Origin of the sequence: Streptomyces sp. NPDC048566 (genome assembly GCF_043199735.1) — a bacterium.
Classification (GTDB): Bacteria; Actinomycetota; Actinomycetes; order Streptomycetales; family Streptomycetaceae; genus Streptomyces.
Genome location: NZ_JBICWL010000005.1, coordinates 76,603 through 99,422 on the forward strand (window position 1 = coordinate 76,603; position 22,820 = coordinate 99,422).

Sequence of the window (22,820 nt, forward strand, 5' to 3'; positions counted from 1 at the left end):
GGCGGCTACGCGCCGCGCGGCGCGTCGAACAGGGCGCTCACCGACTCGCCGTTGTGGATGCGCCGGACCGCCTCCGCGAGGGCCGGCGCCACCGACAGCACACTCAGCTTCTCCGTGTGCTCCTCCACCGGCACCGGCACCGTGTTCGTGCAGACGATCTCCAGGACGTCGGGCTGCTCGCTGAGCCGCTTGAGCGCTCCGGCGGCGAACAGTCCGTGCGTACAGGCGACCCGGATCGACCGCGGCTCCAACTCGCGCAGCCGGTCCAGGAGTTCCAGGACGGTGCTGCCCTTGGCGATCTCGTCGTCCAGCACGATGACGTCACGGCCGGTGATCTCGCCGATGACACTGCTGATGCTGACCCGGTCGTCGGCGAAGCGCTGCTTGGCCCCCGCGGCCACCTGCGCCCCGATCAGCCGGGCGAACGCCGCCGCCTCCTTGGCGTTGCCGAGGTCCGGCGAGACGACCGTCGTACGGGACAGGTCGTTGCCCCGGAAGTGCGCGGCCAGCTCCCGCAGCGCGTGCAGGTGGTCGACCGGGACCGAGAAGAAGCCGTGCACCTGCGGGGAGTGCAGGGTCACCGCGAGGACCCGGCCGGCACCGGCCGCCACGAGGAGGTCGGCGACGAGCCGCCCGCCCATGGAGATCCGCGGCATGTCCTTCTTGTCCGAACGTGCATACGAGTAGTGCGGCATGACGACGGTGATCCGGCCGGCTGAGGCGCCGCGGGCCGCGTCGCACATCATGAGCAGCTCGACCAGATGCTCCTGCACGGGTGACACCAGGGGCTGCACCAGGAAGACGTCCCGTTCGCGGCAGTTGGCCTGGAGCTGGACCTCCAGGCAGTCGTTGGCGAACCGGCTGACCCGGGTGGGGCTGAGGGGCACGCCGAGGTGGGCGCAGAGTTCGGCCGCCAGCTCGGGATGGGCACTACCGCTGAACACGGCTATGTCGCGCACGACCGCTCCTCGCATGATCGAACCGGGTCGCGTCGCCGGCTGGCATGATCGACCCGGAGTGCGTTCCTCATGCTACTGGGCACCTCCCGGGCCTACGACCGGGGGAATACCGGCCGGGGAGAGCGGTCCGGACGGGCCGCCGCCGGATCTGCGCCACCGCCCGCGCGCCCGCACCGCCACCGGACCCGCGGCCCCCGCCCGGATACAGGCGGGCGGGCTCCCCCACCGGCCGCCGCCCTCCCCAACCGGGTGGCCTGTCAGGGGACTTGCCGGGTACACGGACGGTTGAAAGGAGGACCGTCGACATGACGACGTCCATCAAGCGCATGCCCGGTTGGGCGAAGGTGGTCTGCGCCCTCGTGCTGGTGCTCGTGGTGCTCTTCGCCGGACTGCGGCTGGCCGTACTGCCGGGCCTGCGCGACGTGTTCGGCACCGAGAGCCACGACAGGTCCGGGCCCACGCTCCTCAAGTCGATCCAGGACATGAGCCGTTACGACGCCGCCTCGGGCAACTTCCAGGTGGTCGTGGATCTGGAGAAGGACGCCAAGTACCTGCCCGACGCGATCCGCGGCACCCGGACGCTGTACGTGGGGGCCGGAACGGTCGACGCCTATGTCGACCTCGGGCATCTCGGCCGGGAGGACGTGAAGGTCGACGCCGACCGGACGTCCGCCACGCTGCACCTGCCCCACGCGGTGCTCGGCAAGGCGGCGCTCGACCCCGACCACTCCTACGCGGTCTCCAAGCAGCGTGGTCTCCTCGACCGGATCGGCGACATCTTCTCCGGCAACCCGAACGACGAGCAGGCGGTGCAGAAGCTCGCCGTCCGGCACATCGGCGACGCCGCGAAGAAGAGCGAACTGACCGCGCGGGCCGAGAAGAACACCACGAGCATGCTGGAGGGCCTGCTGCGTTCGCTGGGCTTCGAGGAGGTGTCCGTCACCTACGGCAAGTGAGCCCGGGACGACCGGGAAGGTGCCGACGGCGCCGGGGGCCACCAGGCGCTCCCGGCGCCGTCCGCCGTCCGCCGTCCGCACGGGCGATGGGACCGCGCCGCCAGGTCGGTCGACACTCTCTACGGCGACTGCCCCGAACCCGCCGCCGCGCGGGCGGTCGGCCTGCTGCGTGCGCAGGCTCCGGGTTGCGGACGAGGCGTCCCCCGGCACCACGGTTGGAAGGAGACTTCTTCCACCTACGTCGTCTGCACGCAGGACCGTGCCGTCGACCCCGTTCTCCAGCGGAGCATGGCCGCGCGCTGCACCGACGTGCGCGCATGGCGGACAGGGCACTCTCCGTTCATCGGGCGGCCCGACCTCGTCGTGGAACTCCTGCGCGGTCTGCTGGCCACCCGCAGCGCGCCCCGGCCCGACCGGGACGCCACAACCACACGTTGACCGGTGCGATCAGGACCGGTCACCCCGTATCGCGGCGGTCGCACCCCGTTGCCGCGGCACGGTGCCGCGTGAGGCGGCTGGTCCTGCCCGCGGGGTCGGGGCTTCCGGCGGCCGGGTGTGATCGACCGTGCCGGGAGGGTGCGGCGCAACCGCGGCAGCGCGGGGAGGCGCGGTGCGTGCGGGCGGCGTACGCCGGGTCCGACCGCGCACGATCACGCCGGGCACCCGGGCGACCCGGGCCCATACCGGGCACACGGGCCATTTCCGGGAGGGTGCGAGCCGCGGCGCATCCCACGGGCCGCGCCGCGGAGAGCCCCGTGCACATCCGGCCACCAGAGGAAGGTTTGAAATCGCCTCCACGGAACACCCGATAGTCCTCACACGGTTCTTATACAACCAGGTAGGAGACACACACATGGGCATCATCGCCTGGATCATCATCGGTCTGCTCGCGGGCGCCATCGCCAAGGCGCTCATGCCCGGCAAGGACCCGGGCGGCATCATCATCACGATGCTCATCGGTATCGCGGGCGGCCTGCTCGGCGGCTGGCTCGGCAAGGTCATCTTCGGCGTCGACTCCGTCGACGGCTTCTTCGAACTCTCCACCTGGATAGCCGCCATCGTCGGCTCCATGATCCTCCTGGCCCTGTACCGGGTCGTCACCGGCAACCGCCGGCACGCCTGACCCACGCCCCCCTTCCGGGGCCACGCGGCTCCGCCCTCCGTTCGCGGGAGGGCGGAGCTTTTCGCGTGCCCGCGACGGCGCGTTTCGAGCAGGTCGGACGAGGCCGTGGGACACCCGTGCGGCAGGGCGTGACCCGGTGGCCGGGCGGGCCGCGCACCGGCTCAGAACGTACGCATCGAAGGGCCTACAGGGGGTAAGTGGGCTGCACCAGAGGGCAGTTTGAGCAAGGGGAGGGCGGCATGGTCCGCACGGCGTTGGGCACACGGGTCGCGAAGGCGGCCCGCCGGAAACCGGCAGCGAAGTCCGGATCGGACCGGAAGGCATCGTCCACCGCCGCCCGGGGCAAGGCAGCGACCACGTCCGACCGGGCCGGCGGCGGGCGTTCCCGCTCGTTCTTCCGCCGCGGCGCGCCCGAACCGGCACCCGAGCGGGACACCATGGCGCTGCCGCTGCGCGCGCTCGCCATGCTCGTCGGGTTCGCCGCGATGGTGGCGTTCGCGGTCGCGCTGGCCCATCTGACGCTGGAGCCCTCACCGGCGTCCACGGCCCTGATCCACAACAACCTCCACCCCGGACGCTCCCTGCGCGCCTACCTGGACCAGCCCGAACTGCGCGACGCCTTCAAGCAGATCGGCGGGAACATCCTGCTGGGCATCCCCTTCGGCGTGCTGCTGCCCGTGGTCGCCCCGCGCACCCGCGGAATCCTGCGGGTGGTGCTGCTGACCGCGGCGGTCATGCTGCTGGTCGAACTCGTGCAGGGAGCCCTCATCACCGGACGCTCCTTCGACATCGACGACGTCATCCTCAACACGAGCGGCGCGCTCGTCGGCTACCTGCTGCTGGGCCGCCGGCTCGGCCGGGCGGTGCACCCCCGCAAGCGTCTGCGCGCCTGAGGCGTCACCCCACGTGATGGTACGGACCAGAGTATTGACACCCCCTTAGTTCACTTCTTAAATCAAGAGGCGAAGCGTGCACCCCCCCACCACAGTCGGCTCTCCCGCCCCCGCGCGGAGCCGTACGGAAGGGAGAGTCATGGACTCCCCGCGCCTGCTGCGCAGATGCCTCTTCGCCGCACTGTCCGCCGCCCTCGTCGCCTCCGCCTCGGCCGTCGCCGCTCCCGCCCACGCGGGCCCGGCGGCGGCCGCCGCGGCGGTGACGTTCCAGGACACCTTCGACGGTGCCGCCGGTTCGGCCGTCGACTCCTCCAAGTGGCAGATCGAGACCGGCGACAACGTCAACAACCACGAACGCCAGTACTACACGTCGGGCAACAAGAACGCGGCGCTGGACGGCCAGGGCCACCTGGTGATCACGGCCCGCAAGGAGAACCCCTCCAACTACCAGTGCTGGTACGGAACATGCCAGTACACCTCGGCCCGGCTGAACACCTCGGGGAAGTTCTCCTCGACGTACGGGCACGTCGAGGCGCGGATGAAGATCCCGCGCGGGCAGGGCATGTGGCCCGCGTTCTGGATGCTGGGCAGTGACATCGGGCAGGTCGGCTGGCCCAACTCCGGCGAGATCGACGTCATGGAGAACGTCGGTTTCGAGCCGTCGACCGTGCACGGCACGATCCACGGTCCCGGCTACTCCGGATCCGGCGGGATCGGCGCCGGCTACACCCTGCCGAACGGCCAGGCCTTCGCCGACGCCTTCCACACCTTCGCCGTGGACTGGGCGCCCGACTCGATCACCTGGTCGGTGGACGGCACCGTCTACCAGCGTCGCACCCCGGCCGACCTCGGCGGCAGGACCTGGGTGTTCAACAAGCCCTTCTTCCTGATCCTGAACCTCGCGGTCGGCGGCTACTGGCCCGGCGACCCCGACGGCTCCACGTCCTTCCCGCAGCAACTCGTGGTGGACGAGGTGAAGGTGACCACGAGCAACGGTCCGGGCGGCACCGGCGCCCCCATCAAGGGCCTCGCCGGCAAGTGCGTCGACGTCGCGGGGGCCGGCACGGCCAACGGGACGCCCGTACAGCTCTACGACTGCAACGGAACGGGCGCCCAGCAGTGGACGGTCGGCTCCGACGGCACGATCCGCGCGCTCGGCAAGTGCCTCGACGTCACGAACAACGGGACGGCGGACGGCACGAAGATCCAGTTGTGGGACTGCACCGGAGGTCCGGGGCAGAAGTGGGCCGTCAGCGCGGCGCACGACATCGTGAACCCCGCGGCGAACAAGTGCCTCGACGTCACGGGCAACAACTCCGCCAACGGCACCCGCCTGCAGATCTGGACGTGCACCGGCGGGGCCAACCAGAAGTGGACCGTGGGCTGACGGAGCCGCAGAGCGGCACGCGCACACGGAGAACGGTGTCCCTTCCCGGGGCGGTGCGACACGCATCCGGGCGAGGGACACCGGCACGTCCGGGGAACGACATCGCGCCGTTCCGGAAGGACATCACTGCGTTCAGGCGATCGGGACGACCGCGACCGGGCAGTGGGCGTGGTGCAGCACCACGTGGACGAAGCGCCCCAGAGGCTTGCCGGGTGCGTGGGCGGGCCGGTGCGCGCCGACCACGAGCAGGTCGGCGCGGGCGGTGGCGTCGACGACGGCGCCGGCCAGCGAGTGCGCCCGGGCCGCCTCGGTGGTCACCGGGAGGTCCGGGAAGGCGTCGGACACCGGTCGCACGAGGCGGGCGACGGACGCCGCCTGTTCCTCGGCAACCTCGGCCAGGTCGCCCAGCACCGGAACCATGCTCCCGGCGTACTGGTGGTAGGAGTAGACGCTCAGCACGTGCAGCGCGGCGCGGCGGCGCTTCGCCGTCTCCGCGGCGAACCGCAGCACGTCGAGATCGCGCGCGTCGCGGACGGCGACCAGCACGACGCCCGTCGCGGCGGGTTCGCTCTCCCCGCGCACCACGACGACCGGCGCCTGCGCGCAGGCGGCGACACGCAGTCCCACGGAGCCCAGCAGGAGCGCCGGGAATCCGCCCGCGCCGCGGGACCCCACCACGACGAGTCCGTCGGAGCCCGCGGCGTCCAGCAGCGCCTCGGCGGCGGCGTCCCGGCTGACCCGGGCGGTGACACGGATACCGGGAGCCTCCTTCTCCGCCTGCGCGACGGCGTCGTTCACCACGGCCAGCCCCTCGTCCAGCACCGATCGGGCCACCGGCTCCGAGGGCAGATGGCCCCAGGTGTCCAGGGCGGTCGCGTTCACGACGTGCAGGGGCACCGACCTGGAGTCGGCTTCGGCGGCGGCCCAGCGCACCGCACGGGCGGCACCCTCGGACCCGTCCGCCCCCACGACGATCGGTCCGTGCACGGCAACCATGATCCCTCCAAGGGTTCGGCCTGCTTCCACCGTCGCACCGCCCGCCGGCCGCACCCAGATGCCGGTCGTCCCCGCGCCGGGGCCGAACGGCCCGGCGGGGAGCGGCGGGCGGGCCGGACGGCCCGCCGGCACGGCCCCGTCCGGCCCCCCCGTCCCCGGACACTCGCCCGCTCCCTCCCGGCCGGGCACGGACCAGACTGGAAGCGGGCGGACACGCAACGGAGGAGATCATGCACAGCACCCCGTACCGCGTGAGGGACGTGATGACCCGTGCGGCCGTGGCCGTCGGCCGGAGGGCCCGGTTCCGGGACATCGTCGAACGCATGCAGCGCTGGCAGGTCAGCGCCCTTCCCGTGCTGGAGGGCGACGGGCGGGTCGTCGGGCTGGTGTCCGAGGCCGATCTGCTGCCCAAGGAGGAGTTCCGGGACGGCGATCCGGACCCGTACACCCAGCGGCGCCGGCTCTCCGACCTGGCCCGGGCGGGAGCGGTGAGCGCCGAGGAGCTGATGAGCACCCCGGCGGTGACCGTGCACGCCGACGCGACCCTCGCGGAGGCGGCGCACATCATGGCGCGACGGCAGGTCAAGCGGCTGCCCGTGGTGAACGCCGAGGGCCTCCTCGACGGCGTGGTCAGCAGGTCCGACCTGCTGACGGTGTTCCTGCGCCCCGACGACGACCTGGCGGCCGAGATCCGCCACGACGTCCTGGAGGCGCTGTTCCCGGCTCCGGAGGAGGCCGTGGACGTCACCGTGGCCGACGGTGTCGCGACGCTCACCGGACACGTCCCGCAGGCCGCCTGGATTCCGCTCGCGGCACGGCTGGCACGCGGCGTCGAGGGCGTCGTCGACGTGGACTGCCGGATCACCGCGACCGCCGCCTGATCCCCCGGGGCGGCGCCCCGTCCTGGAACACGCCGGCGCGCCGCGGGATCATCGCGGCGGGACTCCCCCCGCCTGCTCCCGGGCGGAGGCCTGCTCCCGGGCGGAGGCCGGAGGGGACGGTTCGAGCGTGCGGACGTCCGGCCGGGAGCGGACGTCCGGCCGGACGAGCGGCCCTCGGGAGGAGTCGCGGCCGACCGGAGGAGTCGTGGTCCGGCGCGCGGTTCCGTCACGGGTCCCGTGTCGCCGCACCGGTCACGCACCCGGTCACCCGCGGCCCCCGCTGAGGTTGCCCCACTGGGGTCCGACGCGCTTCCACTCCTCGTCCCAGTCGGCCATGCGCCGCCTCATGAGCCGGGCCCGGACCGCCCAGCCCGCCGCGCCGGCCGCGCCGGCGGCCGCCGCGCAGACCAGGACGCCGGTCAGGACGGCCTGGAGCATCGCCTTGTCACCGGTCACCGGCGTCGGCACCACCCGGTCCGCCGGGTCCGTCCAGACGGTGACGCGCGATCCGGCGGCCGTGCCCGCGACGACCTGCGCCGCGGCCGGGTGGACCTCGCCCCGTGCGTCGGTCCAGCGGACCGGGGCCCGGACCCGCCGGGTGCCCAGGCTCCCCCCGGAATCCGCGGCGGCGGCCGAGCCGTCCGTGACGACGGCGGACACGGCGTGCAGCCGGGCCGTGCGCGCGGACAGCCCCGTCTCGACGCTCTGCCCCGCCCAGACCCCCGCCAGGCCGCCGACGAGGATCGCGAGTATCCAGGTGACGGCGACGGTCCACGCCTCGACGACATCGGTACGGCGCCGGAGCGGATTGCGCCGCCACCGCCACAGCCGGACCCGCGTCGGTGGCCGGGCGGCAGCCGGGGTCATCGTCCCCGCCCCCCGCGGCCCGCCGGCGGTTCGGGAGCGTTCCGGGCGTCGTCGCCGGCGTCCGGCAGATCGGGATCGAGGTCCGGTCGCCGGGGCGGGCCGGTGAGGGCGCACTCCACGTTCACCACACCCGGCACCGAGCGCGCCAGGCGCACGGCGAGCGGGATCAGCGCGGGTTCGTCGACCCGGCCGCCGAGCCGGACGACTCCCTCGCGCACCGACACCGAGACGGTGCCGGCATGGGCGCCGAAGAGGCGCAGGACGGCCTCGCGGCGCACGTCGGCGGCGATGTCGTCGTCCGCCCGCAGGAACACCTTCAGCAGGTCGGAGCGGCTGACGATGCCCAGGAGGGCGCCGTCGTCGGCGACCACGGGCAGTCGCTTGACCCGGTTGCGGGCCATGACGCGGGCGGCGTGGGCCAGCGACGTTCCGCTCGGCACGGTGAGGGCGGGGCTGCTCATCAGGTCCCCCGCCGTCACGGCCTCCGCCGTGCGCAGGTCCGCCGAGCGGCGGGCCTGCCCGTACCGGCCGATGTCGCCCTCCCCGTAGGCCTCCTTGGCCAGCAGGTCGGCCTCGGAGACGATGCCCAGGACCCCTCCGGAGGCGTCCAGCACCGGGAGCGCGCCGACCTGCCACGCCCGCATGGTTCTGACGATCTCCTTGAAGGCCGCACCGGTACGCAGGGCGACGACCCGCCGGGTCATCACATCGTTCACGACGGTCGGAGTGCCGCTCATGGCGTCCTCCCCAGGCTCGGCTGCCGGTACGGGACACCCCCAGACTGCGCGGTCGCGGCGCGCCCGTCATGAGCCGAGCGGGCCCGAAACAGGGCCCTGTCGGCCCCGCCCCGCGCGGGCGCGCGGCACGGAAGGCCGCGGGCGGCCCGCCCGGCGGGACCGCGGCGTGCTGCGGACGTCCCGTCTGCCGCGCGGCGCCCCTCCCACACGCTCGCCTCACCGGCCGGCAACCCACGCACATCCCGTACGAGGGCTTCCGCCCGGGCACGCAGAGGGCGCGCACCCGACGCCGCGGGGCCCGCCCTCCGGGCCGACCGGGGGACGACGTTCGCAACGCACCCCGGGCCGACAGGTGCGGGCCCGGGACCAATGGCCCCTGGCGGGTCGCCGCCGCGCGCACTTGCATGGACCTCGATCGCACTCCGCGCCGCACGGCACCGAAGAGGCGAGGACCATGACCACACCCGCGACCGGAACCATCGACACGAACGCCGTGGCCGCGCTCGTGGCGGACGCCGGGGCCGCTCCGTCGCTGCACAACGCGCAGCCCTGGGCGTTCCGTTACCTGAGCGGCAGCGGCACACTCCGTCTGCACGCGGATCCGTCCCGCCACCTGCCGAGCGTGGACCCCTCGCGGCGGAACCTGCTCCTGGGCTGCGGGGCGGCCCTGTTCAACCTGCGGGTGGCGGCGGCCGCCGCGGGGCTGTCCCCGGCCGTCCGCCTGCTCCCCGCTCCGGCCGATCCCTCCCTCCTCGCGGAGATCGACCTGCGCGGGCGCGCGCCGTCCGACCCGGCGCTCGCCGCACTGCATCCGGCGATCGCCCGGCGGCACTGCAGCCGGCACCCCTTCCGCGACGAGGAGATCCCGCTCCCGGTCCGCCGCAAGCTGGTCGCCGCGGCCGAGGCGGAGGGTGCGGAGCTGCTGTACGTGGACGCCTGGCACGTGCAGGCGATCCTCGAACTGGTCCGGGACGCGGAGGACCGGGAGGCGCACTCCGCCCGGGCCCGCGGCGAGACGCTGCGGTGGACCCGTCCCGAACCGGACGGCGCCGCTCCGCCCCCGGACGGTGTCCCGGCCGCCGCGTTCGGCCCCGGACAGCGACTGCCCACGGTGCCCGTCCGCGACTTCGCCGCGGGCCGGCCGGTGGCCGGGCGCGGCCGGGTGGCCTTCGAGGAGCATCCGCACATCGCCCTGCTGGGCACCTCCCGCGACCGCCCCGAGGACTGGCTGCGCGCCGGTCAGGCGCTGGAACGGGTCCTGCTGCGGGCGACGTCGGACGGGCTCGTCGCCTCGCTGACCTCCCAGCCCCTGGAATGGCCGGAGATCCGGTGGATGGTCCGCGATCCGGTGTCCGCGATGGCCCACGTGCAGATGGTCCTGCGCCTCGGCTACGGACCGGCGGGCCACGCCACGCCGCGGCGTCCGGTCGACGATCTCCTCGACGTCGTCTGAAGGGCGCGCACCGCGCGCCGCACCGCCCGACCGACGTGCCCGGCGCGGGCCGGCGGGCACTCCCGGCCACGAGAGGGGTCCGGCTCATGAAGGTCTCCGAGGTGATGACCGCTCCCGGTGTCCGGGTGGGGCCCGGCGCTTCGCTGTCCGAGGCGGCGCGCGTCATGGCACGGGCCGGCGTCGGCTCCCTCCTCGTCGTCGAGGACGGGACCCTGCGCGGCATCGTCACCGACCGGGACCTCGCGCTGCGCGGGCTGGGCGAGAGCCTGCCCGCCGGGGCTCCGGTGAGCGCGGTGATGTCTGCGGAGGTGGCCACCGTCGACGCCGGCGACGATCTCGACGCGGCCTACCGGACGTTCCGGCGCCGCGGATTCCGCCGGCTCCCGGTGCTGCGCGGCGGGGAGCCGGTGGGGGTCCTGACCGTCGACGACCTGTTCCTGGACGTCCTGGGGCGGCTCGGCGCCCTGCTGGGTCCCGTGGCCCAGAGCATCCTGCACGACCCGGAACCGGTGCCCGGGCCCGGGCAGCCGGCCGCCACCCCGTCCGCGCCCGCGGCGGACCCGGGGCCGGAGCGGGCCGCGGGGCCCGCCGAGCATGCCCGGGCGGGCGAGGCACCCGGCCGCGGCACACCGCGATGAGGGGGCCGAAGGGCCCCGGCGGGGGCTGGTCGGCCCCTGCCACCGGGAACGCCGCGGATGCCACCGTGAAGTGAGCACGCGTACCGGCTGAACAGCAGCGCGAGAGAGGCGGTGGGGACGATGACACTCCCCCTGGTCGTAGGCGTCGACGGATCGGACGGCAGCCTCCAGGCCCTCGACTGGGCGGTCGACGAGGCCACCCGCGGCGGGCTCCCGCTGCGCCTGGTCCACGCCTCGCTCTGGGAGCGCTACGAGGGAGCGCTGCCGACGCTGAGCCGGGAGCGGTCCTCCGAGACGGTGCTGGCCGAGCACGTCGTGGCCTCGGCCGCGGAGCGTGTCCTGCGGCAGAACCCCGATCTGCGGGTGTCCACCGAGATCGTGGCGGCCGAAGCGGTCCCGGCGCTGCTCGACGAGGGCAGGAACGCCGCCGCCCTGATCACCGGTTCCCGCGGTCGCGGCGAGCTGAAGGGCACGCTGCTGGGCTCGGTGAGCCTGGCGGTCGCCGCCCGCGCGCACGTTCCGGTCGTCGTGGTCCGGGGTGACAAGGCCGCGCTGACCGGCTCGCACGGGCGCGTGCTGCTCGGGGCCGGCGAGCCGGACACCGACCGTGCCGCGGTCGACTTCGCCTTCGAGCAGGCGGCGGCGCGCGGGAGTGAGGTCGAGGTTGTCCGCGCCTGGCGGTGCCCGGCGGCGGAGACGGGCGACACCGCGTCGGAGGAACCGGCGCACCGGCACGAGGAACAGGCGGCCCGGCTCCTCGACACCCTGGTCGCCGACGCGTGCGCCCGCCATCCGGAGGTGCCGCTGCGCCGGTCGACGGTGGAGGGCGCGGCCCGCAAGGTGCTCGTGCACCACTCCGCCGCGGCCGACCTGGTGGTCGTCGGCGCGCGCCGCAGGAACGGGCACTTCGGGCTCCAGCTCGGCCGGATCGGCCACACCCTGCTGCACCATGCCGCGTGCCCGGTGGCCGTCGTACCCCAGCCGGGCTGACCGGCCCGGCGCCCGTCCCCGCGGGGTGCTGCCGGCCGGCCCGGCGCCGGCCGGCTACACCCTCGCCACCGGAACGGACCAGACGAGTGTCGTACCCCCGCCGGCCGGTTCGGCGAGGTCGAACCGGCCGTCCTCCTGATCGGCCCGCTCCGCCATGTTGCGCAGCCCGCTGCGCCGGCCGCCCGCGGCGATGCCCACACCGTCGTCGGTGACCGTCAGCCGCACCTGGCGGCCGTCCGTCGTGAGAGCCACCTCGGCCCGGGACGCCTTGGCGTGCCGGGCGACGTTCGTCAGCGCCTCGGAGAGCACCGCCACCACGTGGTCGGCGATCGCCTTCGGGACGTCGGTGTCCAGCAGGCCCTCCATGCGCAGGCTGGGGGCGAAGCCGAGAACGGGTGCCGCCTCCGAGGCGACGCGCACGACGCGGGCGCGCAGTCCCGCCTCCCTCGCCCCGTCGTGACTGCGCAGGCCGAAGATCGTCGATCTGATGATCTTGATCGTCTCGTCGAGATCGTCCACCGCGCGCCCCACGCGTTCGGCGGCTTCCGTGTGCTCGATGAACCGTCCCGCGCTCTGCAACGTCATGCCGGTGGCGAACAGCCGCTGGATCGCCAGGTCGTGCAGGTCCCGGGCGATGCGGTCGCGGTCCTGGAGCACCGCGACCTCCGCCGCGTCCCGGCGCCGTTCGGCCAGTTCCATCGCGACGGCCGCCTGCGCGGCGAACGCCTGGAGCGTCTCGGTCTCGGTGTCGGTGAAGACCGGCCCGCCCGCCAGCCGGGCCAGCAGCACCACGCCGCGCGCTCCCGCCTCGCCGGTGCCGATGGGCACGGCGACGGCGGGGCCGAGACCGGCGAAGCGCGGTGGTTCCGGGCAGATCCGGTCGTCCGCGGTGACGTCCGTGCTCCGGACCGGCGCGGCGCGGGAGAAGGCCATGCCCATGAGGCTGCGCTCCAGCGGCAGGATCAGCCCGCGGTGCGCGTCGGAGTCCGTGCCCACGGCGATCTCCACCAGGAGGGTGGCGGTGTCCTCCATGGGCAGGGCGACCGCCGCCAGCGCCGATCCGGTGATCTCGCCGGCCTGCTCGGCGATCAGGCCCAGCACCTCGGACCGGGGAGCGCCGGACATCAGGTGATGGGTGATCTCCGCGTTCGCCCGCAGCCAGCGTTCGCGCTGCCGCGACTGCTCGTACAGGCGGGCGTTGTCGATCGCCACGCCGGCCGCCACCGCGAGGGTCTGGGTGACGGAGGCGTCCTCCTCGTCGAACTGGCCGCCGCCGCGCTTCTCGGTCAGGTACAGGTTGCCGAAGACCTGGTCGCGCACGCGGATGGGCACGCCGAGGAAGGTGTTCATCGGGGGGTGGTGGTCGGGGAAGCCGTAGGAGGAGGGGTGCTCGGAGATCTTCGCCAGCCGGAGCGGCTCGGGATGGCGGATCAGCTCGCCGAGGATGCCGTGGCCCTCCGGGATCGAGCCGATACGGGCGATCGACTCCTCGTCGATCCCCACCGTGTGGAACGCCGACAGGCCCGTGCCGTCGGGGCCGATCACGCCGAGCGCCGCGTACTCCGCGTCGACCAGCGCCGCCGCGGCCTCGACGATACTGCGCAGGGCCTGCTCCAGATCCAGCTCCCGGCCCACCGAGAGCACCGCCTCCAGCAGACTGTGCACCCGGTCGCGAGTGCCCCGGGCGGCGTCGAGGCGGGCCTGCAGCTCGTCCAGGAGTTCGTCGAGCCGGAGTTGCGGCAACGCCACACTGGGCTTGGGCCTTCCCACCGGCACTCCTCCACGTCGGACGGAACCCCGCCGGTCCCTGTAGGGGCCACGGTATCGCTCCCCCCGGAACACCGTAGCGAGTCCTGCCGGGTCTCTCATTTTCCCGCCAGGGCCGGACGGCCCCCGGGGGCGGGCCGGACAGCATCTGCCCACCCGGCCCCCCGCGCCGGAGGCTGGTCGGGACAGGCAGTCCGCCGGCCCGACGGAGGAGACCGCAGTCATGGTGCGTTACGTGTACGACTTCGCGGAGGGCGGCCGCGACCAGGCCGGCCTGCTCGGCGGCAAGGGCGCGAACCTGGCCGAGATGACCCGGCTGGGGCTGCCCGTGCCGCCCGGATTCACCGTCACGACCGAGGCGTGCCGCGCCTTCCTCGCGACGGGGCGGGAGCCGGACGGCCTGGCGGACGAGATCGCCGGGCGGCTGGCCGCGCTGGAGGAGGCCGCCGGGCGGCGGCTCGGCCGCCCCGACGATCCGCTGCTGGTCTCGGTCCGCTCGGGCGCGCGGTTCTCGATGCCCGGCATGATGGAGACGATCCTCGACATCGGCCTGAACGACGCCTCCGTGCGCGGACTGGCGGAGGTCTCGGGCGACGAGCGGTTCGCCCGGGACTCCTACCGCCGGCTGGTGCAGATGTTCGGCGCGACGGTCATGGGGGTCGACGGCGCCCTCTTCGACCGCGCCCTGGACGACCTCAAGCGGGACCGCGGGGCCGGGCAGGACGTGGACCTGGACGCCGCGGACCTGGCCGGCCTCGTCGAGACCTACAAGGACCTCGTGCGCCGGGAGACGGGCGAGGACTTCCCCCAGGACCCGGGCGAGCAGCTGCGGCGGGCCGTGCTCGCCGTCTTCGCCTCGTGGCGGGGCGAACGCGCACGCCTCTACCGGCGGCGCGAGCACATCGCCGACGACCTGGGCACCGCGGTGAACGTGCAGCGCATGGTCTTCGGCAATCTCGGCTCCGACTCGGGCAGCGGTGTCGCCTTCACCCGCGACCCGGCCACGGGGCGGCCCGGACTGTACGGCGACTACCTGGCGAACGCCCAGGGCGAGGACGTCGTCGCCGGTATCCGCAACACCGTCCCGCTCGCCGCGCTCGCCGACCTGGACCCGGCCTCGTACACGCAACTGCTCGATCACATGCGTGTGCTGGAGGCCCATTACCGGGATCTGTGCGACATCGAGTTCACCATCGAGCGGGGCCGGCTGTGGATGCTCCAGACGCGCGTGGGCAAGCGCACCGCCGAGGCCGCGTTCGCCATCGCCGACGAGCTCGCCGCCGAGGGGCTGATCGGCCCCGAGGAGGCGCTGGCCCGCGTCGGCGGGGACGGCCTCGCCCGCCTGATGTTCCCGCGCTTCGACGCGTCGCGGACCGGTGAGGCGATCGCGCACGGGCTGCCGGCCTCCCCCGGTGCCGCGGTGGGCGCCGCCGTGTTCGATTCCGCCGAGGCCGTCCGGCGGGCGGCCGCCGGCGAGCGGGTCGTGCTGGTGCGGCAGGAGACCACTCCGGACGACCTGCCCGGCATGATCGCCGCGCAGGCGGTGCTGACGAGCCGGGGCGGCAAGACCAGTCACGCGGCGGTCGTCGCCCGCGGCATGGGCACCGTGTGCGTGTGCGGGGCCGAGGCCCTCGCGGTGGACACCGGCGGGCGACGCTTCACCGTGGGAGACACCCGGGTCGCCGAGGGGACCGTGCTGTCCGTCGACGGCTCCGAGGGAGCCGTGTACCTGGGCGCGGTTCCGCTCGTCGACTCCGCGGTCATGCGGTACTTCGAGACGGGCGAGCGGTCCGGGGAGCTGGTGGCGGCCGTGGCCCGCGCCATGGAACGGGCGGACGGCGCCCGGCGGCTGGAGGTGCGGGCGAACGCCGACACCCCGGAGGACGCCGCCCGCGCCCGGCGGTTCGGCGCGCAGGGGGTGGGGCTGTGCCGGACGGAGCACATGTTCCTCGGCGAGCGCCGCAAGCTGGTCGAGGCCATGATCCTGGCGTCCGACGAGGCCGGCCGGGAGAAGGCGCTCGACGCGCTGCTGCCGCTCCAGCGGGAGGACTTCACCGCGATCCTGGAGGCGATGGACGGCCTGCCGGTGACGATCCGGCTCATCGATCCGCCCCTGCACGAGTTCCTGCCGGACCGTACCGAACTGGCCGTGCGGCTGGCCGCGGCCGAGGCCCGGGGTGAGGATGCACGGCCCCGCGAGGCCGAACTGCTCGACGCCGTCAACCGGATGCACGAGGAGAACCCGATGCTCGGGCTGCGCGGCGTCCGCCTCGGGCTGGTGGTTCCCGGCCTGGTCGCGATGCAGGTACGGGCGGTCGCGGAGGCCGTCGTCCGGCGCACCGAGGCCGGGGGCGACCCGCGGGCGGAGATCATGGTGCCGCTGGTCGGTGCCGTCGAGGAACTGCGCATCGAGCGCGCGGAGGTGGAGCGCGTCCTCGCCGAGGTCTCCGAGGAGTCCGGTGTCCCCGTCCACTGCCCGGTCGGCACGATGATCGAGTTGCCCCGCGCGGCGCTCACCGCCGGCCGGATCGCCGAGGAGGCGGAGTTCTTCTCGTTCGGCACCAACGACCTCACCCAGACCACCTGGGGTTTCTCGCGCGACGACGTGGAGGCGGCGTTCTTCTCCGCCTACCTGGACAAGGGGATCTTCGCCGCCTCCCCCTTCGAGACGCTGGACCGCGCGGGGGTGGGCCGCCTGGTGCGGATCGCGGTGCGGGAGGGCCGGGCCGCCCGCCCGGACCTGACGATCGGCGTGTGCGGCGAGCACGGCGGTGATCCGCGGTCCGTGCACTTCTTCCACACGGCCGGCCTGGACTACGTCTCCTGCTCCCCGTTCCGGGTGCCGGTCGCCCGCCTGGAGGCGGGCCGGGCGGCTCTGGAGGGGCGCCGGGACGGCGACGGCGGGTAGCGGACCCGGCGGGCGGCAGGCGCCGGCGGTTCCCCGGCGCTCCCCCTGCCCGGCTGTCACCGCGAGCGCCCTCCCGGGCGGGGCCGGGAGGGCGCTCGCACGTGCGGCGCGCCCGGCACCCCGGCCCGGGTGCCGGGCCCCGCGTGGCGGTCGGTGTGGCGGTCGGTCTTCCCGAGGTGGCCGGACCCGACGCCGTGCCCGCCCGGCCGGGAGCGGCGTCAGAGGGCGGCGGCGCACGAGGGACGGGACCGTGTGCGCCGGACGAGGCAGGGTGCGGGGCGGTGGTGCGGGGCGGTGGTGCGGCGGTGACGGTGCCGGCGGCCCGGTGGCGCCGGGGTTCAGGGAGCCGAGGCCGGGAGGTGCACGCCGAACGGGCCTGCCCCACCGTACAGCTGACGGCCCGTCACCAGTTCCGCCTCGATGCGCAGGAAGATCTCGCGCGGCCCGGGGGCCCAGGAACGCGGGCCCGTCCGCAGCAGCCGGGCGTGCTCTTGGGGATCGGTGACCTGGGTCGCCAGACCGGTGACCACTACGCTCCAGCCGCTGCGGGACACGGGGTCCACCTCGTCGGCCTCCAGGGCCACGATGGCCCCGTCGACCGCCTTCACCAGCGGCGAGGAGGCCGAGGTGCGCAGCAGCACCGCCCCGTCGCCGTCCAGGGAGAAGTTCAGGGGCAGCACGGCGGGCAGCGCCTGCCGCGTGTACACCAGACGTCCCACGGGGACGGCCGCCAGCAGGCGCAGGCACTCCTGCCGGTCGAGCTCGCGGAATCCGTCGTCGGCGTGCATCTGCCCTCTCACCTCCACCCGGCCGTGCGGTACGGCAGTGGTTCATCATCCGGTGGTGCGGTGCCGCACCGACAGGGACCTTCGGGCCCCCGCCCCCGGCGAAGGTCCCTTCACGCGGTGATGCGGCGCCCGGTGACCGCGTAGGGCTCGATGCGCATCCACAGGTTCCGGCGTCCGCCCGCCCACGGCGCGCTGTGCGCCGCGTCCATGAGCCGGCGCACCTCGTCCGGTTCGGTGACCGTACGGGCACGCCCGCGGACCAGCACGCTCCAGCCCTCGCTGAAGACGTCGTCGATGCGGTCGACCTCGAACGCCACACGCGATCCGGAGGCCAGCGAGGGGACCGCCCCGCGCGCGGTCCGGAAGACGATCGTGCCGTCGACGACGGTGTAGTTGACCGGCACGATCAGCGGCTCGCCGTCGGCGGACACCGCCAGCCGGCCCACTCCGTGGGTGGCGAGCAGGTCGCCGCACTCGGTCCTGGTCAGCTCGGTGAACTTCGGTGCCCAGGAAGCCTGTCCCGGGCCCGGCGGCAGGTCGGCGTAGCCTCCGGTGAGCTCCTTGACGGTGGTGTGCAGCGCGTCCGCCAGGGCCAGCAGGGCGCCACGGCTCGGCGCGGCTCCGGGGTGCTGCTCCAGATGGCGCAGATAGCCGGTGGCCATGCCGGCGCGGGCGGCCGTCTCCCCCCGGGTGAGCCCGAGTTCCACGCGACGTGCGGCGATCCGGCGGCCCAGGTCTCCGACGGGCGGGCGCTCACGCACCGGTGTCGTGGGGGTCTTCGCGGTCTCGGCCATGATCAGTCACGTCCTCTTCTCGGCTCGCTCTCCGGCGCGGCCGGCGGTCGCCTCGCGGATCGAAGCCACGCGTCGCCGTACAGCCCCACCTTGCGCGCGGGCCGCCGGATCGCGCTTGGGCCCTACGGTCCCCGTGGACCGTCCGATGGACCCTGCCGCGGGGGCTTCACGGGGCCGGGCGGGGAGGTGCCCGGCGGGCGGGCGGCGGGCCCGGACACCGCGGGGGCTCAGGCCCGGCGGGCGGACCGGAACCCCCGCGAAACGGCGTGATCCCTCACGCGCCGGGGTCCGGCGGGCGGTGCGGTGCGCGGCACACCGCCCGTCCGGCGGGCGGGGGTCAGCCGGTCCAGGTCCAGTCCGCGACCTCCGGCAGGTCGGTGCCGTGCTCGCGGATCCACACGTGGTGGCGGGAGCGCGCGTCCTCCATGCGCTGGCGGACCGCGGCGGCGCGCACCCCGAGGCCCGGGACGCGGTCGATGACGTCCATGACGAGCCGGTAGCGGTCGAGGTCGTTGCGGACGACCATGTCGAAGGGCGTCGTGGTCGTGCCCATCTCCTTGTAGCCGCGCACGTGCAGGTGCGCGTGGCCGGTGCGGCGGTAGGCCAGGCGGTGGATGAGCCAGGGGTAGCCGTGGTAGGCGAAGATGACCGGCTTGTCCGCGGTGAACAGCCCGTCGTACTCGAAGTCGGTCATGCCGTGCGGGTGTTCCGCCCGGGGCAGCAGCCGGGTCATGTCGACCACGTTCACCACGCGCACGGACAGGTCGGGGAGGTGGCGGCGCAGCAGCTGCGCCGCCGCGAGCACCTCCTGGGTGGGCACGTCTCCCGCGCAGGCGAGCACGACGTCCGGTTCGCCGCCGTTCTCCGAGCCGGCCCAGTCCCAGATGCCCGCTCCGCGGGCGCAGTGGTCGCGGGCCTGGTCGATGGACAGCCAGTCGAAGCAGGGCTGTTTGCCCGCCACGACGACGTTCACGTAGTCACGGCTGCGCAGTACGTGGTCGGCCACGGACAGCAGGGTGTTGGCGTCCGGCGGCAGGTAGACCCGCACCACCTCGGGGCTCTTGTTCATGACGTGGTCGACGAACCCGGGGTCCTGGTGCGAGAACCCGTTGTGGTCCTGGCGCCACACGTGCGAGGTGAGCAGGTAGTTGAGGGAGGCGACGGGTGCCCGCCAGGGCAGCTCGCGCGAGGTCTTCAGCCATTTGATGTGCTGGTTGACCATGGAGTCCACGATGTGCACGAACGCCTCGTAGCAGGAGAACAAGCCGTGCCGGCCGGTCAGGAGGTAGCCCTCCAGCCAGCCCTGGCAGGTGTGCTCCGAGAGGATCTCCAGCACCCGCCCGTGCCGGTCCAGATGCTCGTCCACCGGCAGGTACCCCGCCTGCCACGCCTTCCCGCTGATGTCGAACACGGCCTGGAGCCGGTTGGAGGCGGTCTCGTCGGGGCCCACGAGGCGGAAGTCACGGCGCTCGCCGGTGTCCTTCATCACCCGGGCGAGGAAGTCGCCGAGGACGCGGGTGGGTTCGTGGAGCGTGGCCCCCGGCTTGTCGGTGGGGACGGCGAAGCGGTCCAGGGGCGGCAGCGGCAGCTCGCGCAGCAGGAGGCCGCCGTTGGCGTGCGGGGTGGCGCCGAGCCGGCGGTCCCCGTCCGGAACGCAGGCAAGGACGTCGCGGACCGGGCGCCCGTCCGCGTCGAACAGCTCTTCGGGCCGGTAGGAGCGCAGCCACGCCTCCAGCTGCCGCAGGTGGTCCGGGTTCTCGCGGACCCCGGCCAACGGCACCTGGTGCGCCCGCCAGGTGCCCTCCACCGGCTCGCCGTCGACCTCCGCGGGCCCGGTCCAGCCCTTCGGCGTCCGCAGCACGATCATCGGCCAGTGCACCCGCTCGGCGACGCCGTCCTCGCGGGCGGAGCGCTGCATGAGGGCGATCCGGTCGAGTGCCTGGTCCAGGGCGGCGGCCATCGCCCGGTGCACCGCGGCCGGCTCGTCGCCGGTGACGTGGATCGGTTCGTGCCCGTAGCCGCGCAGCAGGGCGTCCAGCTCCTCCTCGGGGAGGCGGGAGAGCACGGTGGGGTTGGCGATCTTGTAGCCGTTGAGGTGGAGGATGGGCAGCACCGCCCCGTCGTGGACGGGGTCGAGGAACTTGTTGGAGTGCCAGGACGCCGCCAGCGGCCCCGTCTCCGCCTCGCCGTCCCCCACGACGCAGGCCACCAGCAGATCCGGGTTGTCGAAGGCGGCTCCGTAGGCGTGGGCCAGCGAGTAGCCCAGCTCGCCGCCCTCGTGGATGGACCCGGGCGTCTCGGGCGCGACATGGCTGGGCACCCCGCCGGGGAAGGAGAACTGCCGGAAGAGCCGCTCCATGCCCGCCGCGTCCCGCGACACGTCCGGGTAGGTCTCGCTGTAGCTGCCCTCCAGCCACGCGTTCGCCAGCACCGCCGGGCCCCCGTGCCCCGGCCCCCACACGCACAACGCGTCCAGGCCCCGCGCCGCGATCACCCGGTTGAGATGGGTGTGGACCAGGTTCAGGCCGGGCGAGGTGCCCCAGTGGCCGAGAAGCCGCGGCTTGATGTGCTCCGCGGTCAGCGGCTCGGCCAGCAGCGGATTGGCGAGCAGGTAGATCTGGCCGACCGCAAGGTAGTTGGCCGCCCGCCAATGGGCGTCCAGCGTGCGCAGTTCCTCGTCGCTCAGTACGGTGCTGTCCTGGTGTTCGGCAAAGGTCATGATCACTCCGTAGGTCATCGGGGTACTGCGACGAAGCCGGTCATCGCGGCGTCTCGTGGGAGGCGCCGTCGGCGTGAGGAGGCGGCGTGGCCGAGAAGAAGACCGCGAGGGTGCCGCTCGCGGCGTACGAGCGGGAGCTGCTCCGTCTGCAGACGGAGCTGGTCAAGCTCCAGGAGTGGGTCCGCGGCGAGGGTGCCCGCGTGGTCGTCATCTTCGAGGGCCGGGACGCCGCGGGCAAGGGCGGCACGATCAAACGGGTGGCCGAGCACCTGAACCCGCGCGTCGCGCGGACGGTGGCGCTGCCCAAGCCGACCGAGCGCGAGCGCACCCAGTGGTACTTCCAGCGCTATGTGGAGCATCTGCCGGCCGCCGGGGAGATCGTGCTGTTCGACCGGAGCTGGTACAACCGGGCCGGGGTCGAGCACGTCATGGGTTTCTGCACCAAGGAGGAGCACCAGCTGTTCCTGCGGCAGTGCCCGATCTTCGAGCGGATGCTCGTCGAGGAGGGCCTGCTGCTGCGCAAGTACTGGTTCTCGGTGAGCGACGCGGAGCAGCAGCGCAGGTTCCGCCGCCGGCTGAAGGACCCGACGAAGCGCTGGAAGCTCTCCCCCATGGACCTGGAGTCCATCAGCCGCTGGGAGGCGTACTCCCGGGCCAAGGACGAGATGCTGGTGCACACGGACATCGCGGAGTCGCCGTGGTTCGTGGTGGAGAGCGACGACAAGCGCCGGGCGCGGCTGAACATGATCGCCCACCTGCTCGGCTCCGTCCCGTACCACGACGTGCCGCCCGCGGTCCTGGAGCTGCCTGCGCGTCCCGCCTCGACGGGGTACGTGCGCCCGCCCCGCGACCTCCAGACGTACGTGCCCGATCACGCGGCCGGACTCTGAGGCGCCCGGTCCTGCCGGGGTACGACCGCGACGGGGCAGGCCGCGTGGTGCAGGACCGCGTGGGCGACCCTGCCGAGGTGCAGGCTGGTGCGACCGCGGGCGTCGTGCCTGCGGACCCCGACGACGAGCAGGTCGGCGTCGGCGGAGGCGTCCAGCAGGACCTTGCGCGCCGTCCCCTCTACGGTGCGCCGGTGGACCTCGACGCCGGGGCGGGCGGCGGTCGCGCCGTGCAGGGCGGCGTCGAGGATGTCGACGGCCGCCTGCTCGTGCAGCCGGGCGGGCTCGCCCGACATGAGGGGGTGGTCGGTCGACTCGACGGCGGGGCGCCGCCAGGCGCGCACCGCTTCCAGCGGGACGCCGCGTCGCGCCGCCTCCTCGAAGGCGAAGCGGACGGCCTCCTCCCCGTGGGCGGGGTCCCCCACCCCGAGGACGACCCGCTGGTGCCGGCCCGCTCTGGCCTGGTTGTCGTGGCTGCCCCGCAGGACGATGACCGGACAGTGCGCGCGGGCGGCGACCGTGCGGCTCACCGAGCCGAGGAGCCGTTCGGCGATGCCGCTGCGGCCCCGTGAGCCGAGGACGAGGGCCGTGGCCCCGAAGCCCTCGGTCAGCAGCAGGCCGACCGCGTCCTCGGGGAGCACCTCGGCGGTGATCGCGACGTCGGCGTTGCGGCGGCGGGCCCGCTTCGCCGCGGCCTCGACGACCCGGTCGGCGACGATCTGCTCCGCCGGGCGGCCGAGGTCGTCGGCGAGCGCCGCGCCCTCGTAGCGCTCCCACAGCGAGCCGTACACCAGGCGCAGCGGCAGTCCGCGCAGGGCTGCCTCGTCGGTGGCCCAGTCCACCGCTCGCATGGCGGACTCGGAACCGTCGACGCCTACGACGAGGGGCAGGTCCATGGTGCTCAGCTCCTTTGGCCGAGGGCGGGCGGGAAGCCGGCCGCGGCGCGCCCAGCCGGTGTGTGCGCACGGGGCGCGCCGCCGCGCCCCGCCGGTCCCGGACGGGCCCGGCCGTGGGCCGGTTCCGGGTACGGGCGCTGCCCGGGGTCGGGCGGCTCGCCGCACACGCGGTGCACCGCAG

At 74.2% G+C, this 22,820-nt stretch carries 19 protein-coding genes and 1 pseudogene; 11 read left to right on the plus strand and 9 right to left on the minus strand.

Annotated features, from left to right (window positions below):
- Positions 1-5: 5 nt before the first annotated feature.
- Positions 6-959, minus strand: coding sequence for a ribose-phosphate diphosphokinase (locus tag ACGFS9_RS11050; RefSeq protein WP_393252216.1), 954 nt, complete (start codon positions 957-959; stop codon positions 6-8).
- Positions 960-1,264: 305 nt separating this feature from the next.
- Between ACGFS9_RS11050 and ACGFS9_RS11055 the strand changes: the two genes are divergently transcribed.
- From ACGFS9_RS11055 to ACGFS9_RS11075, 5 genes and pseudogenes are all read left to right on the plus strand, one after another.
- Positions 1,265-1,915, plus strand: a complete 651-nt coding sequence (locus tag ACGFS9_RS11055; RefSeq protein ID WP_393252218.1) for a DUF4230 domain-containing protein — start codon at positions 1,265-1,267, stop codon at positions 1,913-1,915.
- A 6-nt stretch (positions 1,916-1,921) separates the two neighbouring features.
- Positions 1,922-2,353 (plus strand): annotated as a pseudogene (locus ACGFS9_RS11060) (alpha/beta fold hydrolase); the annotation flags it as partial.
- 415 nt (positions 2,354-2,768) lie between these two features.
- Complete coding sequence (locus ACGFS9_RS11065) at positions 2,769-3,038, plus strand: GlsB/YeaQ/YmgE family stress response membrane protein (RefSeq protein WP_393252220.1); 270 nt, start codon at positions 2,769-2,771, stop codon at positions 3,036-3,038.
- Between the two features lie 437 nt (positions 3,039-3,475).
- Positions 3,476-3,931 carry a VanZ family protein gene (locus tag ACGFS9_RS11070; protein WP_393252618.1) on the plus strand — a complete coding sequence of 152 codons (456 nt, stop codon included), beginning with the start codon at positions 3,476-3,478 and terminating at the stop codon, positions 3,929-3,931.
- Positions 3,932-4,070: 139 nt separating this feature from the next.
- On the plus strand, positions 4,071-5,318 hold the full coding sequence (locus ACGFS9_RS11075) for an RICIN domain-containing protein (protein WP_393252222.1): 1,248 nt from the start codon (positions 4,071-4,073) through the stop codon (positions 5,316-5,318).
- 132 nt (positions 5,319-5,450) lie between these two features.
- Here the strand turns inward: ACGFS9_RS11075 and ACGFS9_RS11080 are convergent, their stop codons facing one another.
- A complete protein-coding gene (locus tag ACGFS9_RS11080) occupies positions 5,451-6,314 on the minus strand; it encodes a universal stress protein (RefSeq protein WP_393252223.1) in 864 nt (287 codons plus the stop codon).
- A 230-nt stretch (positions 6,315-6,544) separates the two neighbouring features.
- On the opposite strand from ACGFS9_RS11080, the gene ACGFS9_RS11085 reads away from it, so the two are divergent.
- Positions 6,545-7,195 carry a CBS domain-containing protein gene (locus tag ACGFS9_RS11085; protein WP_393252224.1) on the plus strand — a complete coding sequence of 217 codons (651 nt, stop codon included), beginning with the start codon at positions 6,545-6,547 and terminating at the stop codon, positions 7,193-7,195.
- A 264-nt stretch (positions 7,196-7,459) separates the two neighbouring features.
- Here the strand turns inward: ACGFS9_RS11085 and ACGFS9_RS11090 are convergent, their stop codons facing one another.
- A complete protein-coding gene (locus ACGFS9_RS11090) occupies positions 7,460-8,062 on the minus strand; it encodes a hypothetical protein (RefSeq protein ID WP_393252225.1) in 603 nt (200 codons plus the stop codon).
- Positions 8,059-8,799, minus strand: a complete 741-nt coding sequence (locus ACGFS9_RS11095) for a CBS domain-containing protein (RefSeq protein WP_393252227.1) — start codon at positions 8,797-8,799, stop codon at positions 8,059-8,061. The genes ACGFS9_RS11090 and ACGFS9_RS11095 overlap by 4 nt, the downstream gene beginning before the upstream one ends.
- 454 nt (positions 8,800-9,253) lie before the next feature.
- Here ACGFS9_RS11095 and ACGFS9_RS11100 point away from each other — a divergent pair, with 454 nt between their 5' ends.
- The 3 genes from ACGFS9_RS11100 (at position 9,254) to ACGFS9_RS11110 (ending at position 11,880) form a co-directional block, all read left to right on the plus strand.
- The gene (locus tag ACGFS9_RS11100) at positions 9,254-10,252 is read left to right on the plus strand and encodes an Acg family FMN-binding oxidoreductase (protein ID WP_393252229.1); all 999 of its coding nucleotides are present in this window, start codon (positions 9,254-9,256) and stop codon (positions 10,250-10,252) included.
- A gap of 86 nt (positions 10,253-10,338) precedes the next feature.
- Positions 10,339-10,890: a cyclic nucleotide-binding/CBS domain-containing protein gene (locus tag ACGFS9_RS11105; protein WP_393252230.1), complete on the plus strand. Its 552-nt coding sequence runs from the start codon at positions 10,339-10,341 to the stop codon at positions 10,888-10,890.
- 120 nt (positions 10,891-11,010) lie between these two features.
- Positions 11,011-11,880: a universal stress protein gene (locus ACGFS9_RS11110; protein ID WP_393252232.1), complete on the plus strand. Its 870-nt coding sequence runs from the start codon at positions 11,011-11,013 to the stop codon at positions 11,878-11,880.
- A 54-nt stretch (positions 11,881-11,934) separates the two neighbouring features.
- On the opposite strand, the gene ACGFS9_RS11115 is transcribed toward ACGFS9_RS11110, so the two are convergent.
- Positions 11,935-13,650: a GAF domain-containing protein gene (locus ACGFS9_RS11115; RefSeq protein WP_393252234.1), complete on the minus strand. Its 1,716-nt coding sequence runs from the start codon at positions 13,648-13,650 to the stop codon at positions 11,935-11,937.
- A gap of 220 nt (positions 13,651-13,870) precedes the next feature.
- Between ACGFS9_RS11115 and ppdK the strand changes: the two genes are divergently transcribed.
- Positions 13,871-16,555: a pyruvate, phosphate dikinase gene (gene ppdK / locus ACGFS9_RS11120; protein ID WP_393252235.1), complete on the plus strand. Its 2,685-nt coding sequence runs from the start codon at positions 13,871-13,873 to the stop codon at positions 16,553-16,555.
- Between the two features lie 338 nt (positions 16,556-16,893).
- Here ppdK and ACGFS9_RS11125 read toward each other — a convergent pair whose 3' ends face one another.
- The 3 genes from ACGFS9_RS11125 to ACGFS9_RS11135 all read right to left on the minus strand — a co-directional run bounded on the left by ACGFS9_RS11125 (position 16,894) and on the right by ACGFS9_RS11135 (position 20,856).
- The gene (locus ACGFS9_RS11125; protein WP_393252237.1) at positions 16,894-17,343 is read right to left on the minus strand and encodes a pyridoxamine 5'-phosphate oxidase family protein; all 450 of its coding nucleotides are present in this window, start codon (positions 17,341-17,343) and stop codon (positions 16,894-16,896) included.
- Positions 17,344-17,453: 110 nt separating this feature from the next.
- Positions 17,454-18,137 (minus strand): helix-turn-helix domain-containing protein, encoded by a 684-nt coding sequence (locus ACGFS9_RS11130; RefSeq protein WP_393252238.1) that lies wholly within the window; start codon positions 18,135-18,137, stop codon positions 17,454-17,456.
- 337 nt (positions 18,138-18,474) lie between these two features.
- Complete coding sequence (locus tag ACGFS9_RS11135; RefSeq protein WP_393252239.1) at positions 18,475-20,856, minus strand: phosphoketolase; 2,382 nt, start codon at positions 20,854-20,856, stop codon at positions 18,475-18,477.
- A gap of 86 nt (positions 20,857-20,942) precedes the next feature.
- Here ACGFS9_RS11135 and ppk2 point away from each other — a divergent pair, with 86 nt between their 5' ends.
- Positions 20,943-21,746, plus strand: a complete 804-nt coding sequence (ppk2, locus tag ACGFS9_RS11140) for a polyphosphate kinase 2 (protein WP_393252240.1) — start codon at positions 20,943-20,945, stop codon at positions 21,744-21,746.
- On the opposite strand, the gene ACGFS9_RS11145 is transcribed toward ppk2, so the two are convergent.
- Positions 21,728-22,639, minus strand: a complete 912-nt coding sequence (locus ACGFS9_RS11145; RefSeq protein ID WP_393252241.1) for a universal stress protein — start codon at positions 22,637-22,639, stop codon at positions 21,728-21,730. The genes ppk2 and ACGFS9_RS11145 overlap by 19 nt on opposite strands.
- Positions 22,640-22,820: the final 181 nt, after the last annotated feature.

Coding starts and splice junctions, on each gene's coding strand:
- ACGFS9_RS11095 (WP_393252227.1), bottom strand. CDS start 8,799: ATGAGCGGCACTCCGACCGTCGTGAACGATGTGATGACCCGGCGGGTC.
- ACGFS9_RS11085 (WP_393252224.1), top strand. CDS start 6,545: ATGCACAGCACCCCGTACCGCGTGAGGGACGTGATGACCCGTGCGGCC.
- ACGFS9_RS11100 (WP_393252229.1), top strand. CDS start 9,254: ATGACCACACCCGCGACCGGAACCATCGACACGAACGCCGTGGCCGCG.
- ACGFS9_RS11080 (WP_393252223.1), bottom strand. CDS start 6,314: ATGGTTGCCGTGCACGGACCGATCGTCGTGGGGGCGGACGGGTCCGAG.
- ACGFS9_RS11125 (WP_393252237.1), bottom strand. CDS start 17,343: ATGCACGCCGACGACGGATTCCGCGAGCTCGACCGGCAGGAGTGCCTG.
- ppdK (WP_393252235.1), top strand. CDS start 13,871: ATGGTGCGTTACGTGTACGACTTCGCGGAGGGCGGCCGCGACCAGGCC.
- ACGFS9_RS11130 (WP_393252238.1), bottom strand. CDS start 18,137: ATGGCCGAGACCGCGAAGACCCCCACGACACCGGTGCGTGAGCGCCCG.
- ACGFS9_RS11055 (WP_393252218.1), top strand. CDS start 1,265: ATGACGACGTCCATCAAGCGCATGCCCGGTTGGGCGAAGGTGGTCTGC.
- ACGFS9_RS11110 (WP_393252232.1), top strand. CDS start 11,011: ATGACACTCCCCCTGGTCGTAGGCGTCGACGGATCGGACGGCAGCCTC.
- ACGFS9_RS11145 (WP_393252241.1), bottom strand. CDS start 22,639: ATGGACCTGCCCCTCGTCGTAGGCGTCGACGGTTCCGAGTCCGCCATG.
- ACGFS9_RS11105 (WP_393252230.1), top strand. CDS start 10,339: ATGAAGGTCTCCGAGGTGATGACCGCTCCCGGTGTCCGGGTGGGGCCC.
- ACGFS9_RS11075 (WP_393252222.1), top strand. CDS start 4,071: ATGGACTCCCCGCGCCTGCTGCGCAGATGCCTCTTCGCCGCACTGTCC.
- ACGFS9_RS11090 (WP_393252225.1), bottom strand. CDS start 8,062: ATGACCCCGGCTGCCGCCCGGCCACCGACGCGGGTCCGGCTGTGGCGG.
- ACGFS9_RS11065 (WP_393252220.1), top strand. CDS start 2,769: ATGGGCATCATCGCCTGGATCATCATCGGTCTGCTCGCGGGCGCCATC.
- ACGFS9_RS11070 (WP_393252618.1), top strand. CDS start 3,476: ATGGCGCTGCCGCTGCGCGCGCTCGCCATGCTCGTCGGGTTCGCCGCG.
- ACGFS9_RS11135 (WP_393252239.1), bottom strand. CDS start 20,856: ATGACCTTTGCCGAACACCAGGACAGCACCGTACTGAGCGACGAGGAA.